Origin of the sequence: [Leptolyngbya] sp. PCC 7376, from assembly GCF_000316605.1 — a bacterium.
In the GTDB taxonomy this organism is placed as follows: Bacteria; Cyanobacteriota; Cyanobacteriia; order Cyanobacteriales; family MRBY01; genus MRBY01.
Genome location: NC_019683.1, coordinates 3,761,531 through 3,778,542, shown reverse-complemented (window position 1 = coordinate 3,778,542; position 17,012 = coordinate 3,761,531). Strand labels below are relative to the sequence as shown.

Here is a 17,012-nt window from a genome sequence, read left to right as displayed (position 1 = left end):
CATCACTCAAAGCATTTTTCAGAGTAGAACGATCACCACTCAAGGGAAAATATGAAAGAACTTGTAACCACTCTTCTCGATATTGTCGGACTTGCTTATTGGCTAGAAGTTACGACAGAAACACCAGAGTGCACCTACTACTTTGGTCCTTTTAATAATCGTGAAGAAGCTGTCTCTGCCCAGGGAGGCTATCTAGAAGATTTAGCAAATGAAGGAGCTGTAAACATCCGGGTTAATCTCAAACGTTGCTCAACTCCGAAAGAACTGACTATTTTTGATGAATCATTAGTAAAAAAAAATGATAAGACGCTAATAGCAGCTTAATGTCTTAAGAAAAAGACTTTTTGCGATCTTTCCCCAAATTTCCCTTGGGGATTTTTGTCTTTTTATAGCTTTTTATAGATTAATAACGGCTTTAAAGCATGATGAAGACCATGCTCAAGCCGTTAATTTGTTTAGGTTGTGTAGCCTCTAATTTTGGGGATCAATAACTTGTAAAAATTCACGTCGGGAAAATCAAGCGCCTGTAAGGTGTTGTGCTATCTTCTTATGGGACAATAATTAACTCGCAACAGCGTTTGAGGCAAAGAAGCGTGTCGTTAAATTTTCAATCTATCATCGCCACTCTCAATCAATTTTGGAGCGATCGCGGTTGTCTAATTGCACAGCCCTACGACACAGAAAAAGGGGCTGGCACAATGAGTCACCACACTTTTTTGCGGGCGATCGGACCTGAGCCTTGGTCTGTTGCCTACGTTGAACCTTGCCGCCGACCCACAGATGGACGTTATGGCGAGAACCCAAATCGCGTCCAGCATTATTATCAATATCAGGTGATTATCAAACCTTCCCCTGATAACATCCAAGAAATTTATATTGAGTCTCTCAAAGCATTGGGGATCAACCCTGAGGATCACGATATTCGCTTTGTAGAAGATAACTGGGAATCGCCAACCCTTGGAGCATGGGGTGTGGGCTGGGAAGTTTGGCTCGATGGCATGGAGATTACTCAGTTCACTTATTTCCAACAGTGCGGCGGGATCGATTGTCGTCCAGTGTGTATAGAGATCACTTATGGTCTAGAGCGTTTGGCGATGTATCTCCAAGAAGTGGACGCAATCACGAAAATTCGGTGGAATGATACAACGAATTATGGTGATATTTTCCTCCAGAGTGAAATTGAGCAATGTACTTATAACTTTGAAGCATCGAATCCCGACCTACTATTTAAGCTTTTTGCGTTGTATGAAGAAGAAGCAAAACAGCTCATTGAAAAAGGATTAGTGATGCCAGCTTTGGACTATGTGCTGAAATGCTCCCACTCGTTTAATTTACTCGATGCTCGTGGTGTGATTGCGGTGGCAGAACGTACACGCTACATCGGTCGCATTCGGAATATGGCACGCAAAGTCGCAACTCTCTATTTAGAGCAACGTGAAGAGCTTGGTTTCCCTCTTCAGGCGATCGCCCAATCCTAGATTTAACTCAAGAAAATCATGAGTACTTTTTGGCGGGAAATTTCAGATCATATTACGGCTATTACAGGTCATGAATTTGAACTGGAAAAGCAACGTTCTGTTGGCGGTGGCTGCATTAATGAAGGCTATCAAATTGAAGGCAGTAGCCAACGATATTTCGTCAAGCTAAATCGTCCTAATCACTCGGAAATGTTTGCTGCGGAAGCTCTGGGTTTGCAACAGATGTTTGCTACGAAAAGCATTTTGGTACCGCAACCGATTTGCTGGGGTGAAACCCAAAGTAATAGCTATATCGTGATGGAATGGCTAGAGCTGGGTTCTGGTGGAGCTGGCGCTTGGCAGGAAATGGGAAGGCAGTTAGCTGCAATGCACAAAGCTGGTGGCTCAGAGCAGTTCGGCTGGGATCGCAACAATACTATTGGCTCAACACCACAAATTAATACATGGTGCGACGATTGGGCAGAATTCTGGGCAGAGACTCGTATCGGCTATCAGTTGCGTTTAGCGAATCGTAATGGTGGTGGCTTCCCTGATATGAAACAGGTGGCTGCTCGTATCAAAGAAATTTTGAGTGATGTGCAACCTCAACCATCCTTGGTACATGGGGATCTTTGGTCTGGTAATGCGGCGATCGCCGCAGATGGGACTCCAGTAATTTTCGATCCGGCTGCATATTATGGGGATCGCGAAGTGGATATTGCAATGACTGAATTATTTGGGGGATTTCCGCCGAGTTTTTATAAGGGCTATAACGAGGTTTGGCCGCTGGATTCAGGATATGGCGATCGCCGCGATTTATACAACCTTTATCATGTACTCAATCATTTCAATCTCTTTGGTGGGGGATATGGTTCCCAGGCTCAACGGATTATTCAGCGGTTGATATAGGGTTTTGCGATTGCACTCTTTCCCAAACTGCTAAGTCTTCTGGATAGTCGATGTCGTTGAGCGGTTGCAAAACGTTCACAAGTAAACTCATTACTTCAATTCGTTGCAATGTTTCGGCTAACACCGTTTCAATACCCCATTGCATTTCTTTGAATAACTCAGGAATTAATTCTTGCAAGCCGACTAAGTAATAGCCTCCATCCGTCGCTTCTCCCAGCACCACATCATGGGTTTCAATAGCGGTAAAAGCTTGTTTCAAAATGTCTGTAGTTATCTCAGGGCAATCGATCCCAATGACCACTGTTCGTTGATAGCCCTTATTTTTGCTCTGCTGAATCGCATGGATGAGGCGATCGCCTAAATCATCCCCAGATTGTGGTTGAAAGTGCCAATGGTCCCCGAGCCAAGACTGCATCTGTGGGAGAGTGCCACCAGAAAAATAAATCGTGGTATCAGCAGTTAATCCTTCTACCTGACGTAAGGTATGTTCGGTCAATTGCTTTTGTAGCGCTGCCGCTCCTTCCGCCCCCAATGCCGGGATCAAACGAGTTTTTGTTGTGCCAGCGACCGGATAACGAGTAAAAATGATGAGGTGATTGGGATTCATTAATTAACGGGCTTGGGTTTTGTGGACGGGGTGTTGGCCGTAAAATGGCACAACTTTTCCCCACGGAGCGACAGGATTTTGTTGCCATCGCAAATAAGCTAACTCTAAAACTGACTCTGCTGTGCAGCCCAATTCTTCTGGCGATCGCCCAATTATTGCCTTATTTTCCTTCGCCAACTGCTCAAAAGTTTCTGGTAAAAAGAGTTGATCTTCAATAACAGGTTCAACGCCCGTCTTTGTGATGCGGTAAATTGCCCCAAATATTTCGCCTCGTCGCGCCGGTAATGAGATAGCAATATTTTGATCGGTTTCTGCTTTAAATAAATGCCAGGCGATCGCCCCTAAAGTTGAAATGCCATAGAGCGGTATATCCAATTGTTGCGCCATTGTCCTAACGGTGACCACTCCGATCCGAGTGCTAGTAAAGCCACCAGGCCCTTTCGCAACCGCCAGAAATTTCAATGTTTCCCAAGGTTGCTCAGCCATAAATTCTTGCAAATAAATCTGTAGCTCTGATGCTAAGGCCCGACCTAAATCCAATACTTCGGAATGGCGATCGCCTGTGTGGAGATTATGGCGCGCTAAACCCAATTGCGGTGTCGTCGTATGGAGAGCCAAACCGAATTCATTCATACCAACAGTTACCCGTAACTCAAGAAAATTTCAACATCGACCATAAAAGGCAACCCTCAGAATAATCTATTGCCTAACAATTGAGAGCAGCAACCCATGACATCATTCGAGCGAGGACTTTTTTTATATCGGACTTTTCGTCAAAATAATAATTATCGGGTAACTAACAATCAAAAGCGCGATTCAATACATTGTTTTTGAATAGAATTCAGTATCATTTGTAACTTAAAGCAAAATATGGATTCGATTGTTCTCAGTTTCTGACAAACTTAAGTGTAAACATACAAGCGATTCTTCCATTATTCTCCGAATTGTACGGCAGGAAATAAAGATTTCATGCTCTAACTGAATTTCCGTTACCAAACTGCCTTTGTCCCCAATGAAGACGAATTAATATTTTGAGTCGTCACAAGCCCTGCTAAACAGATGATATTACCCATATTTCTTTGATGTTTACTCTAGAGTTTTTTAGTACTATTCTCATCCTGATCGGAGCAGGGGTGATGTTGTATGCCATCTTCGAGACGAATACTCTATTGGGTCTCATCGAAGGAAACGAATCGAGCAAAACCTGGCGATTTTTATATTATTTGATGCTCTTTTTCTTGCTCGGTTATGGCGCTGTGGCATTGATGGTCAGTCATGGAGTAGAGTCTTTTATTTTCCTCGTGATTGGTTCTATTTTTATGCTGGGGTCTTGTTTTGTTGCTTCAGTAGTAAAAACCAGTATGTATACCATTAGAGAATTACAGACCTTGGCGGCTGAGCAGTTAGAGACTCAACGAGACAAGGAAACAGCTGAGGCGATCGCCAAGCTCCACACAGAATTCCTAACAATGATTAGTCATGAGCTGCGGACGCCTTTAAATGCCATTGTTGTGTTTTCCGAGATGCTTGAGGATTCGATAAAATCCTCTGAAGATCTTGAATTTTTAAAGCATATTCAAAATAGTGGTAATGACTTAGCTAACATTGTTGAAACGGTTCTGAAATACACGGAAATCAAGTCAGGTAATTTTAAAACACTCCATGAATCTTTTAATCTCAAAGATGTCGTTGAGGCTAGTCTCAAAACACAATCACAACTTTCTGAACAGCCAGACTCAATAAAAGTATCTTGCACTTTTTCCGACCAATGCCCAACACAAATTGACGGCGATCGCCGCCATCTCGAAGAAGTTTTTAATCATCTGCTGAATAACGCCTTTAAATTCACAAACCAGGGCGAAATTTATGTGGGTATTACTATCAATAATTCCTACCTTTACTGTACGATTCAGGACACTGGTATTGGGATAGCACCAGAACACATCCAATCGCTGTTTCGCCCATTCAGCATGGGAGATACAACGACAACTCGACAGCATGGTGGCTTGGGTTTAGGGTTGATTCTCGCCCAGGGGTTGTTGGAGGCAATGGGGGGACAAATTTGGATGGAAAGCCAAGGGCTTATCGCTGGGACTCCGCCACAATTCAGTCCTGAGCAAACCCATTGGCAAGATCTTTTTGAGTTACCGAATGATCTGATCGATCAAATTAAAACCCAAGTCTTTTTTCGTATTCCCAGTCAATCTCCAACTTAAGTCATGCAGCTTTAAGCAGGTTGCCATTTGCCATGAAAACTCGGCGGAATAATTTTAGGTAAAGCAAGGATACAGATAGGTTTGTCTGAAAGGCGATCGCCGTCGTAAATTCTCAGTTCACTGCGATTTGCTGGCGCATTAAAGACCACCGTTAAAATCCAAGTTTGCTTAGGATTATCAGGATTTTGGACAGGGATTGGCTCCGAAGGATAATGTCCAGCTCCCAGATCTGCAACTGTATATTCTTTTGTTTTCTGGTCAACGCAGGCAATGCCATTGATAAGTTCGTGGCCAATATCCGACTCGTCACGATGAATACCGATAAAGGTTTTATCCCAATGCTGTCCGGTTTGGGAGTCGAGGGTAATCGGAAATTCGCAGGAGCGATCGCCGACCTGAAAACTATCGAGAATTTTGGCAGTTTTGGGGTCAATTCGGTAATGCCACAGCGTTCCTTTCGTGTAGGTTTGAATGCTACCACGGGGAATTTCGACAAATTGTTGATTGCTTGCAAAATCATTGAACCGAACCATTTCCAGCTCGATTTCATCGTATTCATTTACAAAGCCATTCGTGAAATGCCATTGGAACCAAGGGTCATTTTTTGAGCAACTGACAATCTCTAAAGTATGGCGATTCAAAATAATAATTTCGGTGCCCAGTTCCGGCTGCCATTGCAGACAATCACTGACACTTTTGAGGCCAAATAATGCAGGAAAAGGTTGCAAGCGTACTGGACAAATACTGAAAATTAAATAGTCTCCAGCCAACACAAAATCATGGGTCAACGGCAAACCCTTTACCGTAAATTGACCGCGTTTTAACAGCTTGGCTTGGTTGTCAAATTTATAAACTTGGAATGTGGCATCTTTTCCGAAAACTGTGCCAAAGTTATAGATTTCTCCAGTAACTGGGTCAATTTTATGGTGTGCTGAAAAAGTGTCATTTTTAGCGAGACCCAAAGTTTCTTCGCCCAAGGTTTCTAGGGTTGCGACATCTAGAGCATGGGGTTTGCCGCCTTCCCATAACGCTAATAGGCGATCGCCCAATGGCAGAACAGAAGTATTCGCCGAATTCTTTGCAGGTTTACCCCATCGTTGCCAAACTTTGCCTGGTGCGACTGTTCCGTAGTTGGGATAGAGCAATTTATCTGCTGCTGATTCCTCTTGGAAATATTGCGTTTCAACGTAACGATATTGCGCCTTCACCCCCTCATCTGTGAAATAAACACCCAAAATTACGCCGTCACCATCAAACCAATGACCCATGCGATCATCGCCACGAGTTAACTGTCCGGGCCCATTCCGAAATAAAGTGCCGCGTAGATTCTTCGGTACTGAGCCAGCTAAAACATCTAAATTGGTTAGCGCAAATGGCTCGGCTGGCTGTTCAAAAAGTTTTGACCAAGCGGGTTTGGTAACAGCGAGATTTTGATTTGGAGCGGCAACCATGAAGGATTCAAAATGCAGAATGTCAACCATTGTAAACCTGTTTTTTGATGCTGTTCTTTAGGCAATGGGGATTTGTGCCTAAAATAATGGAGGTTTAATGATTTGTGAGGAGTTCTTCTTAACCATGAGGAAATCAAAATTTAATGTGGCGATCGCCCTATCGGTGGCGGCGTTAACAGCCTTTACGACAGCTTGTCAGGACACAACTGTGCCTACTGATGGCGGTGGCGAAACTAGCACTGAAGCTTCCTCCGGCGGCGAAGGTGGCCTCAAACTTGGCGCCCTAGCCCCGTCCACTGGTGACCTCTCTTCTATTGGTCAAAATATGCCTGTCGCAGCGCAGCTTGCTGTGGATACGATCAACATGTGTGGTGGCGTGAATGACGCAGATGTAACACTTATTCAGGAAGACTCCCAAACTGATCCGACTGCGGGTGGTGCGGCGATGACTAAGCTTGCTGAAGTCGATAAAGTTGCGGGTGTTGTTGGTTCTTTTGCGAGTAGTGTTTCCAGTTCTGCGGTTGATGTGGCAGTGCGCAATGGCGTGATGCAGATTTCTCCCGGTAGTACTAGTCCTGTCTTCACTGAACGCGCGGCAGCTGGTGACTTCGACGGATATTGGGCAAGAACTGCGCCACCAGATAGCTACCAAGCACCTGCATTGGCTGTACTGGCGAAGAAGCAAGGTTTCGACAAGGTTTCCACTGTTGTCATTAACAACGACTATGGTGCTGGCTTCGAGCAAGAATTTGTAAAAGCATTTGAAAAACTTGGCGGAACCATCGTCAACAAAGATAACCCTGTGCGCTACGACCCCAAAGCGGCAACTCTCGATAGTGAGGCAGCCGCAGCATTTGCAGGGGAACCCGATGCGGTTCTCGGTGTACTCTACGCTGAAACGGGTAGTATTCTCCTTAAGTCTGCTTATGAGCAGGGTTTGAGTGAAGATGTCACCGTTCTTCTAACTGATGGTGTGTATAGCCCAGACTTTACGCAGCAAGTCGGTACAACTGAAGATGGGAAGTCGATTATTGCAGGTTCACTCGGCACAGTTCCCGGTGCGGATGGTCAAGCTTTGGCTGATTTCGAAACGCTTTGGGTAGAAGAAACTGGCGGTGAAATTACTGCATTTGTTCCTCATTCTTGGGATGCGGCGATCGCCATGATGTTGGCAGCAGAAAAAGCAGACGTTAATACTGGTGAAGGTATTCGCGATAACCTCCGTGCTGTAACTAATGAGCCTGGTGAAGAAGTGAGTGATCCCTGTGAGGCGATCGCCATGATTCGTGAAGGTAAGGAAATCAACTACCAAGGTGCGAGCGGCAACGTTGAATTTGACGACAACGGTGACCTTGCAGGTAGCTATGATGTATGGCAAGTCAACGAAGATGCCAGTCTAGAAGTTATCGACACTGTTAGCCCTGTTGATGCACTTTAAAGCTTAAATCCACCATCGTGATTGAGATTGAGATCTACTCTAAATAGATCTCTTTTTTTTGTTCAATAATGAATATAGCAATTTCTAGTCGAGTGAGGTGCAATAGCAGCAATGTGTAAACCAGCATCGAATATCATCAAGGGTAATCTTGGAAAAAGCTACCTCAATTGCCTTGTCTAGAGCTAGATAAGTTCTTGCCCCGATACTTTTCAAGGTACTTTTCAACTTTGACCAGCAATTTTCAATGGGTGAAAAATCTGGAGAATAGGGAGGAAGGTAAATCAACTTAGCTCCCACGGCCTCAATCATTGTGCGTACTGACTCTCCTAAATGAATCGAACAGTTATCCATCACCACACATGCTCCCGCCCATAAGTTTGGTATTAACTTCTGGCTGATGAATGCTTCAAAGGTTAATCCATCCGTACTCCCCAGCAGATGATAATTAGCGACCATTCCCTTGAAGCCTAATGCTCCAATCAAAGAAACATTCTTGCCTCGTTTACTGGATTTCGGACTATAAGCTCGTTTCCCTTTCTCAGAACGTGCCCTCAGTCTTGTCATGGCTAAGTTCACGCCCGATTCATCGATAAAAATCAAGTTTTTCGCTAGAGTCGCTTGCATTTTCTGCCAAAAATCATATCTGGCTTGTTGCACTCGTTTTGTCGCCTTAAGGTCTGGATAGAATGTTTTTTTTGAGGCTATATCCCATTCTTCTTAAGGTGCGATGCATGGTGCTATTGGCCACACGGAGACCAGTGCGTTTCTCCATCTCATCACATAGTTCCGCTAGCGTCGCATCGTTTTTCTTGGTGAGCAACTGGCGCAATATTGTTTGATGCTCTTCGTTTAATTTGGGAGGTGTTTGTTGGCTTCGTTTTTTCGGAGCAATCGACCCTGTCAGTCGTTTTTGGTCGAGGAGCTTTTGTACAAAACTTTTCGCCACTCCAAATTGTCGGGCAAGACTACTTTGACTCACACCACCCCTTTCGTAGGCATCCACTATTTTCTGTCTTAAGTCTAATGAGTAGGCTTTCGGCAAGATGCTACTTTCTTCCTCACCAGTCAACTCACCTATACTACTTCATACACCTTGCTAGGCTGAAATTTGCTGTAACAGGATAAAAAGCCATAGCAAATAAATATTATTTACTGCGAATAAAAAAGATGTATGCTAGCGTCTTTTTTTCTTACAATAAAGTTATTGCGCATTGGAATTATCGTCATGGCTAGTAGACAGCGACAGACAAAAACGTCAGTACAAAAACCTAGTCCGGCGATCGCCCCAAATCCCGTCTCCAAAATTCCTGAGTGGACTGATAAGCCACAGCAAAAAAACGAGCCGAGTAACCCTAACTTTTCTGGTCTCTCCCACGAGTTATCTTTTCCGGTACAAGCCAAACTCACCATCGGTGAACCAAACGACAGATACAAGCAAGGAACCGACAGGGTTGAAGGCCAAGTTGTTCAGCAGATTCACGCCCCAGTAATTAATCAATCGGCAGATGATTCTATTCAGCGAAAGGAAGATCCAGAAAAAGGGCGATCGCCGAATATCACCCTTCCCAAGCTTGCTTCACTTCAGAGAAAACCCACAACCAAGGGAAATGCAGTTGCATCAGGCTTAGAATCCTCTATTAATCACAAGAAAAGAAACAACACGGGTTTACCTGATAATTTAAAAACAGGAATGGAGAACCTTTCTGGCATATCTTTGGATGATGTAAAGGTACATCGCAACTCTGATAAGCCAGCTCAATTACAAGCCAAGGCTTATGCCCAAGGCACAGATATTCATTTAGGACCAGGACAAGAAAAACACCTACCCCACGAAGCTTGGCATATCGTGCAGCAAAAACAGGGAAGAGTAAAGCCCAGTTTTCAGATGAAGGGAGCAGCGATTAACGATGACTCCTCGCTAGAACGAGAAGCGGATGTGATGGGGGCTAGGGCATTATGTTCAAGTCTTCAAACTACCCAGTTAAAAAAACAGGATGCTCTGGCCCCCGTACTGCAGCGCAAAAAAAACAGCTTTCCAGACGATGCTGAAGAACAGCTCAAGGAAATGGGAGTATTACAAAAGAAAGCGAAATCCAGCCCAATTCAGTTCAGGGGTGGCCCCACTGTTGGAGTATTGAGGATTAGAAGTACTCATGTTGCCTCTTCCCTACTTGCTGGACATGCTTGGTTGTCCTATCAACCTACGGTAGGAGGAGAAACGACCCATGGCACTTGGGGAAACCAAGATCCCATCGGTTATCATCGCGACATAGAACTGGGATTTACAGGGGGCTATCAAGCCGAAAGAGGAACCAATGTCGACAATACTGACGTAAATAATCTCCATACTTTTATCGCAGCTAATCAGAGTTGGGGAATGATAAACAACTGTTCTTCTTTCGCAGCGCGGGGATGGAAGGCAGTCACAAAAGAAAGACTGGCATACAAATCTTGGGGAATTCCAAACCCTAGTGCATTAGGTGTCGGTATCGTCGCGGCGAACGGCGGCACAACCGGTGGTGTCCTTCCCGAAGATCGAAGTAGTAGCGTCAATAGTGTCAGCAGCACGTCCAGCAGCAGCATAGGTATTTCCAGCAACACAGCGAATAGTGCCCTTGGTAGCGGTAGCGTAAGTGGCACTATAAGTAGTACAAGTAGCAGCCTAGGTCGCCGCGCAAAGAAGAGTTCGAAAAAGTCAAGTCTATAGCTATCCAGTTAGGTTTGTTTTTAGTTATGGAAAATTTCATAGGATTATTGCTCAGAACTTTAGAGAGTGCGGGTATCTTTCTGGGGAAAGAGCAAGTTCAATTCGATGAGTTAAAAGAAAAGCCTAAACTTATTTTGGCAGGCAACCTACTCAAGATTGAAACTAAACATAGCTTGAGAAATTCTGCGAAAGAAATTTATAAGTTTGAGTTGAAATTCAAAGAAAAAAAATTTTTAATTAAAGCCTTTCAAAAATTGGTTAGTCCACCATTTAACAGCAGCTATCGCCAAGAGTTTTTGATATCGGAACAGTTGCAACAATCAAATCCCGCTAACTTAGAGTTTTATTGGGTAGATCCGGATGATACGTTGCATGCGCTCCCAATAAACGAAACAAGCCATTGAATTGGGCGCTTACTTTACTACGATCCTTCTCATTCTCAGAAACAGACTTGAACCGAACCTAAAAATGGCAGCTAGCACTACAGAGACTTAGTTTCAGGATTATTACAATAAAGAGGTTACGCAGCAGGCTCTAAAGATTTTCGCAACGAAGCGAGCCGATTTTTCTAGCCGGCATCGTTAACTTAAATAGAATGTCTTTATTGCAGAGATTTTGTAGGATGAGCAAATAAATCATTTCTACAAAACCCTGGCTTTGGGAACAGCTTTGGGAACACTCTATTTAAGTTGACAATGGCCCTAAGCGATGTCAGATACAATCGGGAGATTTAGATCTTGATTTGTGCTTTCCATCTGGTCTGAATTGAAACTATCTAATGCGAGGAAACGGAACGTTTCTTGGTACATGGTCTGCCAGAATGCATTCGACATATTTTGGCTCACTTCCAACGGGTCAACCATTGGATGAGGTACAAGATCATCGGCGGGATAAGTATAGAGAAAATGGCCATTGCGTTCTCGACCGAGGGATTTGGAAAACTTTTGATTAGTCTTAATGTCTGCTGCATCTTCGTTTTCAGTCAAAATCATCAAAGTTGGTGTTTTTTCTAGTACTTTCTCGTTCTGTCGCTGTCGAACGAATGCACCAAAACGGTTAGAGGCAGTAAAACAGCCGAGGGGAAAACGCAGATCATCCCAACCAAATTCTTTAATATCCAATGGCCCTGCAATATTCACATACCGTTCGCGAGTTTCACCCCAAACTTCCAACAAGGGTGCATAGGCAACGACTTTTTTGATGCGGGCTGGATTTGCAGCGGCTAGGGCTAAAGCGACAGCACCACCAACGGATAAACCTAAGGTATAGATCGGGCCAGGCATTGCCTCTAGTTCTGCTAAACGCTCTTCAGCATCCTTGAGATAATCCATATGGTTGGAGTCGTAATAGCGATCAAAATCTGGATCATTACTTCGTTCCACTGCCAAAATCATGTCTACAACTTTGGAGTCTAGACGGCGCAAACGACGCACTAAACTCAGCATTTGGAGTGGGGAGGGAGTCGCTGCAGTTTGACTGTCTGGATTTTTGAGATTTTGGAAAAAACGACTTAAAACAGGATCTTTTTTGACCTTAGTACTTAATGGTTCGCGGATATCAGATTTGAGATCTACTTGTGGCCAATTATCCTCAGGATTAACGTAAGAGTGTCCTGCAATAGTGCATTGATAAACGTTAAATCCATTCGTGAATAGGTAATCAGCGAGTCGCCACATTTGGTGTGGGCGGGCGCTAAAACCATGAAACAGCATTACTGTGCCGTGAATTTTCTTACCAGGAGGGTGGAATAGATAGTAGGGAAAAGCACCATCTCGTTTATCTGGGTGATTTTGAATTGTTTTGATGTGGGCATCAATGCGATCGCTTGTAATTTTTAGTGCTTCGGCGGGAACAGCGAAAGAAGACGTTTCGATAGTCTGCTCTAGAACAGTCATTGGAAATTGCCTCAAAGAAAGAAAATTGTTGCTTTCCTTGAATCATAAAAAAGCTTCGTGTCACTTAAGTGCCAATTAGTACACTTTTGAAAATGTCACACTTAGTGGTTTAGAAGGACGATCGCCAACGAAAATAAACTTTTGGGCTTTCCTCAAAATCCAACAATCCAAATAACAGCAAACTTTTGTAAGTCTTTTGTTATATCTGGTTACTTTTCGCTAGTAAATATTATTTTGTGGTAGCTTCTTTTCTAAAATATAGTCATTGCGAGTCGAGATGATTGTCATGACTAGAACACGCCTCACTAAACCTCAGAGCAAACAATCTAGTTCGGCGATCGCCCCTGCTCACTCTCAGAACACACCAGTATTTAGTCAAGAGCTACAGCAAGCGACGAAACCTCTTAACTCAAATTTTTCAGGCCTATTCCGCGACTTATCCTTGCCGCTTCAGGCCAAACTCACAATTGGAGAACCCAACGACAAATACGAGCAAGAAGCAGATCGAGTTGCGGATCAAGTTGTTAAACAAATTCAGTCCCCCGATATTTCTAAATCTGAAGACGATCAGATTCAGCGTCGAGAAGAAATAGATAGAGGCTCTCCCCGTGTTACACCGCTCAAATTTTCTGCGCTTCAAAGAAAAGATGGAGACTCTTCTGCTGCCATTCCTTCCAAACTAGAGACCTCAATTAACCAAGTAAGAGGGTCGGGAGAGACATTGCCGGACGATCTTCGTCCCCAAATGGAGAATGCATTCAGTTCGGATTTCAGTAACGTCAGAATTCATCACAATGCCCATGCAGATGATCTGAATCGATCCATCCAAGCAAAAGCCTTTACCACAGGTCAAGATATCTTTTTCCGTCAAGGAGAATATCAACCCAATTCACATAATGGACAGACACTTTTAGCTCATGAATTAACTCATGTAGTGCAACAAAGTGCAGATAAAACTGTTGCAATGAGAGCGCTTATACAGAGATCGGAGGAAGTAAAAAGAGTCAAGAAAGCAAGCGAGGAATTGGGATATGCAGGGGATGACAGAATAGTTCCAGAATCAGTATCGGCAGCCCGATATCCCTTAGCAGGAAGCATGTTGCCTGGAGAGAAAAGAATAGAGAATTTTGTGCAAGCTAATGATGGAGATATGCTAAATGGTTTGCTTATTAAAATGTCTAACTATCCGTACATCACCGAATCGCATTACAACGCATATTGTGAAGAGCTACTGAAAGATTCTCTTATTGCAAGGGGCAATAATCACTTTAGTGAAAATGTGATGGCTGATTCAGCTCCGTATGCATCTTACGCATTTTATCCCAAAGGAGAATCAGAAACTATTTATTCAATACATAAGACAAAAGGAGGGAAGATTTTTACAATCTGCCCCAAATATCCATTTGACATGAAAGCGATGAGGAGAATTATGAACTTACAAGGTGAAGCGAAAAAAGCGAAGCTTGTGAGTAGATTTGGAGAACATGATTTTGTACATTCTGGAACTCATCTCAGGGGAGCTCCAGTGGAAAGTAATATGCACATACACCAAGGTGGTTTCGGCATTAAAGTTTCAGGGGAGATGGTGGTAAAAGTAATTAAAAAATTAAAGAAGTGGAATATGATCACCGAGGAAGGATATGAAGGAGCTATGAATGTCAACTGGGGTTAGAAGTCTTAAAAACTTCGATACCATCCTTCCTTGATTCATAATGAGCTAAACAAACTATCGCTTAGATCCAGACTTCTTCTAATCGAATATATGTTGTTTTTAAAACTCTGCGTTTAGAGGTGTTCGTGGGAAAGGAATAACGTCACGGATATTGGCCATACCCGTCATAAACTGCACCAAACGCTCAAAGCCCAAACCAAAGCCAGCATGGGGCACGGAACCAAAACGACGCAGATCGAGATACCACCATAAATCATCTGCTTCGATATCCATTTCTTTAATACGGCGTTCGAGGACATCCAGACGTTCTTCCCGTTGGGAGCCACCGATAATTTCACCGATTTTTGGTGCGAGAACATCCATTGCAGCCACGGTTTTATCGTCATCGTTCAGACGCATATAAAATGCTTTGATATCTTTTGGATAATTGGTCACAATCAAAGGCTTTTTGAATAATTCTTCAGCGAGATATCGCTCATGCTCGGACTGCATATCAATCCCCCATTCCACTGGAAACTCGAATTTCTTTGAACTTTTCTCTAAAAGGGCGATCGCCTCAGTATAGGTAATGCGCTCAAACTCGTTATCGATAATATTATTGGCTGTTTCAAGGACAGTTTTGTCGATACGCTTATTGAAAAACTCCATATCATCGGGACAGGTCTCGATGACATATTTGAAGACATAGCGCAAAAATTCTTCGGCTAAATCCTGATCACCGATGATGTCGCAAAAAGCCATTTCTGGCTCTACCATCCAGAATTCTGCCAGGTGGCGAGAAGTATTCGAATTTTCAGCGCGGAAAGTGGGGCCAAACGTATAAACATCCTTAAAAGACATTGCCATCACTTCGGCTTCGAGCTGGCCACTCACCGTGAGGTAAGATGGACGGCCAAAAAAGTCTTCGGCATAATCGATTGCGCCTTTGTCATCGCGTTTAGGATTGGCAATATCAAAATTCGTGACGGCAAACATTTCGCCAGCACCCTCACAGTCACTCGCTGTGATGATCGGAGTATGAGCCCAAATAAAGCCTTTGTCTTGGAAAAATTGGTGAATCGCAGTAGCGCAAGCATTTCTGATCCGCATTACCGCGCCGAGGGTATTGGTTTTGCTGCGAAGATGTCCGATTGTCCGCAAAAATTCAAAGCTGTGGCGTTTTTTCTGAAGCGGATAGGTTTCGGGGTCTGCACCGCCATGAACTGTAACAGCCGAAGCTTGTAATTCGATGCGTTGCCCTTTACCAGGAGACTCAACGACTAATCCCTCAGCCGTGACCGATGCGCCTGTATTGAGCTGTTTAACAATATTGTCGTAGTCCTCTAAATCCTTGTCGATAATGACTTGGATTCCATTCATTGTGGAGCCATCACTAATCTCGATAAAGGAAAATGCCTTGAGTTCTCGCTTCGTTTTCACCCAGCCTTCGACGGTAATGGTGGACTGAATTTCAGCAGATTTGAGGATTTCTTTTACGCGCATAGTGATTGCTTCTAATGGTTCGAGATAAACGGGCGATCGCCACTGTTGTTTATCTTATCGATTTTGTTGGCTGTCAGGGCATCGAACTGAGTAGGGAAAGGCGATCGCTAGGATGAATTTCTAAGAAAATAAGGTGAAATTTGAGGCGATTTCGTGAGGCTAGTGACAAGGCCTTAAGATCGGGAAGATAATAATCCCAGCACAACAGAGAAAATTTGTGAATACAGACCAAGACCATAAAACTATTGCTATCCTCGGGGCTGGTGCGTGGGGAAGTGCCTTAGCAACTCTCGCTGCTGTAAATAACCATGAGCTTCGGATTTGGTCGCGACGCAATGAACTGAGTCTTTCTGAGGCGATCGCCAATGCTGATATCGTCCTGTTTGTAATTTCGATGAAAGGTGTACCTAGTGTTGCGGCACAAGTAGAAGAAATTGGGATTTCCAAAAAAACAATTCTGGTGACAGCAACAAAAGGCCTTGACCCAAAAACGACCCTGACACCCTCGAAAATTTTGCAGGAGACTTTCCCCGATAACCCAATTGTTGTGTTATCTGGTCCAAATTTGTCTAAAGAAATTGAAGCCGGTTTACCAGCCGCAACGGTTACAGCTAGTCACGATCTTGTCGCAGCAGAAACCATCCAAGAAGTCTTTTCTTCTGATTATTTTCGGGTATACACAAATAACGACCCCCTCGGTACAGAGCTAGGCGGTACTCTAAAAAATGTGATGGCGATCGCCGTCGGTGTTTGTGCCGGATTAAAACTCGGCACAAATGCCCAATCTGCTCTAATTACTCGTGCATTGCCTGAAATTATGCGCATCGGTACTCACTTTGGCGCACAGCCAGAAACCTTTTTAGGGTTGGCAGGATTAGGAGATATGTTGGCGACTTGCACAAGTCCGCTCAGTCGTAATTATCGAGTTGGAATGGGATTGTCCCAGGGAAAAGATTTGGAGCAAATTCTCGAAGAGCTGGGCAGTACAGCGGAAGGCGTAAACACAACACAAGTTTTAGTGAATTTGGCGAATCGCGAAGGTATTCCGATTCCTATTTCTCGTCAGGTTTATCGTTTGCTAAAAGGTAAGATTACGCCTCTTGAAGCAGTTGGCAATTTAATGGATCGCGAACTGAAGCCAGAATCCTGCGACATATTAGATGAAAGCGTTGGCTAGA

General features: G+C 43.8%; 16 protein-coding genes. 9 read left to right on the top strand and 7 right to left on the bottom strand.

Annotated features, from left to right (window positions below; translation table 11 throughout):
• The first annotated feature begins 51 nt into the window (after positions 1-51).
• The 3 genes from LEPTO7376_RS17075 to LEPTO7376_RS17065 all read left to right on the top strand — a co-directional run bounded on the left by LEPTO7376_RS17075 (position 52) and on the right by LEPTO7376_RS17065 (position 2,366).
• Positions 52-324 carry a DUF1816 domain-containing protein gene (locus tag LEPTO7376_RS17075; RefSeq protein ID WP_015135374.1) on the top strand — a complete coding sequence of 91 codons (273 nt, stop codon included), beginning with the start codon at positions 52-54 and terminating at the stop codon, positions 322-324.
• A 269-nt stretch (positions 325-593) separates the two neighbouring features.
• Positions 594-1,478: a glycine--tRNA ligase subunit alpha gene (glyQ, locus tag LEPTO7376_RS17070; RefSeq protein ID WP_015135373.1), complete on the top strand. Its 885-nt coding sequence runs from the start codon at positions 594-596 to the stop codon at positions 1,476-1,478.
• A gap of 18 nt (positions 1,479-1,496) precedes the next feature.
• Positions 1,497-2,366: a fructosamine kinase family protein gene (locus LEPTO7376_RS17065; RefSeq protein WP_015135372.1), complete on the top strand. Its 870-nt coding sequence runs from the start codon at positions 1,497-1,499 to the stop codon at positions 2,364-2,366.
• Here LEPTO7376_RS17065 and LEPTO7376_RS17060 read toward each other — a convergent pair.
• Both LEPTO7376_RS17060 and tsaB read right to left on the bottom strand, forming a co-directional pair.
• Positions 2,347-2,973 (bottom strand): TIGR04282 family arsenosugar biosynthesis glycosyltransferase, encoded by a 627-nt coding sequence (locus LEPTO7376_RS17060; protein WP_015135371.1) that lies wholly within the window; start codon positions 2,971-2,973, stop codon positions 2,347-2,349. The genes LEPTO7376_RS17065 and LEPTO7376_RS17060 overlap by 20 nt on opposite strands.
• Positions 2,974-2,976: 3 nt before the next feature.
• A complete protein-coding gene (gene tsaB, locus LEPTO7376_RS17055) occupies positions 2,977-3,606 on the bottom strand; it encodes a tRNA (adenosine(37)-N6)-threonylcarbamoyltransferase complex dimerization subunit type 1 TsaB (protein WP_015135370.1) in 630 nt (209 codons plus the stop codon).
• Positions 3,607-4,055: 449 nt separating this feature from the next.
• Between tsaB and LEPTO7376_RS17050 the strand changes: the two genes are divergently transcribed.
• Positions 4,056-5,189 carry a HAMP domain-containing sensor histidine kinase gene (locus LEPTO7376_RS17050; protein ID WP_015135369.1) on the top strand — a complete coding sequence of 378 codons (1,134 nt, stop codon included), beginning with the start codon at positions 4,056-4,058 and terminating at the stop codon, positions 5,187-5,189.
• An 11-nt stretch (positions 5,190-5,200) separates the two neighbouring features.
• Here the strand turns inward: LEPTO7376_RS17050 and LEPTO7376_RS17045 are convergent, their stop codons facing one another.
• Positions 5,201-6,640, bottom strand: a complete 1,440-nt coding sequence (locus LEPTO7376_RS17045; RefSeq protein WP_041765810.1) for a carotenoid oxygenase family protein — start codon at positions 6,638-6,640, stop codon at positions 5,201-5,203.
• 124 nt (positions 6,641-6,764) lie between these two features.
• Here LEPTO7376_RS17045 and LEPTO7376_RS17040 point away from each other — a divergent pair, with 124 nt between their 5' ends.
• Positions 6,765-8,078, top strand: a complete 1,314-nt coding sequence (locus LEPTO7376_RS17040) for an ABC transporter substrate-binding protein (RefSeq protein WP_015135367.1) — start codon at positions 6,765-6,767, stop codon at positions 8,076-8,078.
• A gap of 84 nt (positions 8,079-8,162) precedes the next feature.
• Here LEPTO7376_RS17040 and LEPTO7376_RS27785 read toward each other — a convergent pair whose 3' ends face one another.
• Together LEPTO7376_RS27785 and LEPTO7376_RS27780 are read right to left on the bottom strand one after the other, a co-directional pair.
• Positions 8,163-8,735 carry an IS630 family transposase gene (locus LEPTO7376_RS27785; protein WP_041763060.1) on the bottom strand — a complete coding sequence of 191 codons (573 nt, stop codon included), beginning with the start codon at positions 8,733-8,735 and terminating at the stop codon, positions 8,163-8,165.
• Positions 8,736-8,748: 13 nt separating this feature from the next.
• On the bottom strand, positions 8,749-9,147 hold the full coding sequence (locus LEPTO7376_RS27780; RefSeq protein ID WP_225901096.1) for a transposase: 399 nt from the start codon (positions 9,145-9,147) through the stop codon (positions 8,749-8,751).
• A gap of 156 nt (positions 9,148-9,303) precedes the next feature.
• Here LEPTO7376_RS27780 and LEPTO7376_RS17025 point away from each other — a divergent pair, with 156 nt between their 5' ends.
• Both LEPTO7376_RS17025 and LEPTO7376_RS17020 read left to right on the top strand, forming a co-directional pair.
• Positions 9,304-10,785 carry a DUF4157 domain-containing protein gene (locus LEPTO7376_RS17025; protein ID WP_160148495.1) on the top strand — a complete coding sequence of 494 codons (1,482 nt, stop codon included), beginning with the start codon at positions 9,304-9,306 and terminating at the stop codon, positions 10,783-10,785.
• A 26-nt stretch (positions 10,786-10,811) separates the two neighbouring features.
• Positions 10,812-11,189, top strand: a complete 378-nt coding sequence (locus tag LEPTO7376_RS17020; RefSeq protein ID WP_015135365.1) for a hypothetical protein — start codon at positions 10,812-10,814, stop codon at positions 11,187-11,189.
• 297 nt (positions 11,190-11,486) lie between these two features.
• Here LEPTO7376_RS17020 and LEPTO7376_RS17015 read toward each other — a convergent pair whose 3' ends face one another.
• Positions 11,487-12,680, bottom strand: coding sequence for a hypothetical protein (locus LEPTO7376_RS17015; RefSeq protein ID WP_015135364.1), 1,194 nt, complete (start codon positions 12,678-12,680; stop codon positions 11,487-11,489).
• Positions 12,681-12,966: 286 nt separating this feature from the next.
• On the opposite strand from LEPTO7376_RS17015, the gene LEPTO7376_RS23800 reads away from it, so the two are divergent.
• Complete coding sequence (locus LEPTO7376_RS23800; RefSeq protein WP_160148494.1) at positions 12,967-14,352, top strand: DUF4157 domain-containing protein; 1,386 nt, start codon at positions 12,967-12,969, stop codon at positions 14,350-14,352.
• A gap of 99 nt (positions 14,353-14,451) precedes the next feature.
• Here LEPTO7376_RS23800 and asnS read toward each other — a convergent pair whose 3' ends face one another.
• The gene (gene asnS, locus LEPTO7376_RS17005; RefSeq protein ID WP_015135362.1) at positions 14,452-15,834 is read right to left on the bottom strand and encodes an asparagine--tRNA ligase; all 1,383 of its coding nucleotides are present in this window, start codon (positions 15,832-15,834) and stop codon (positions 14,452-14,454) included.
• Between the two features lie 217 nt (positions 15,835-16,051).
• Here asnS and LEPTO7376_RS17000 point away from each other — a divergent pair, with 217 nt between their 5' ends.
• Positions 16,052-17,011, top strand: coding sequence for an NAD(P)H-dependent glycerol-3-phosphate dehydrogenase (locus tag LEPTO7376_RS17000; protein WP_015135361.1), 960 nt, complete (start codon positions 16,052-16,054; stop codon positions 17,009-17,011).
• The last annotated feature ends 1 nt before the right edge of the window (position 17,012 follow it).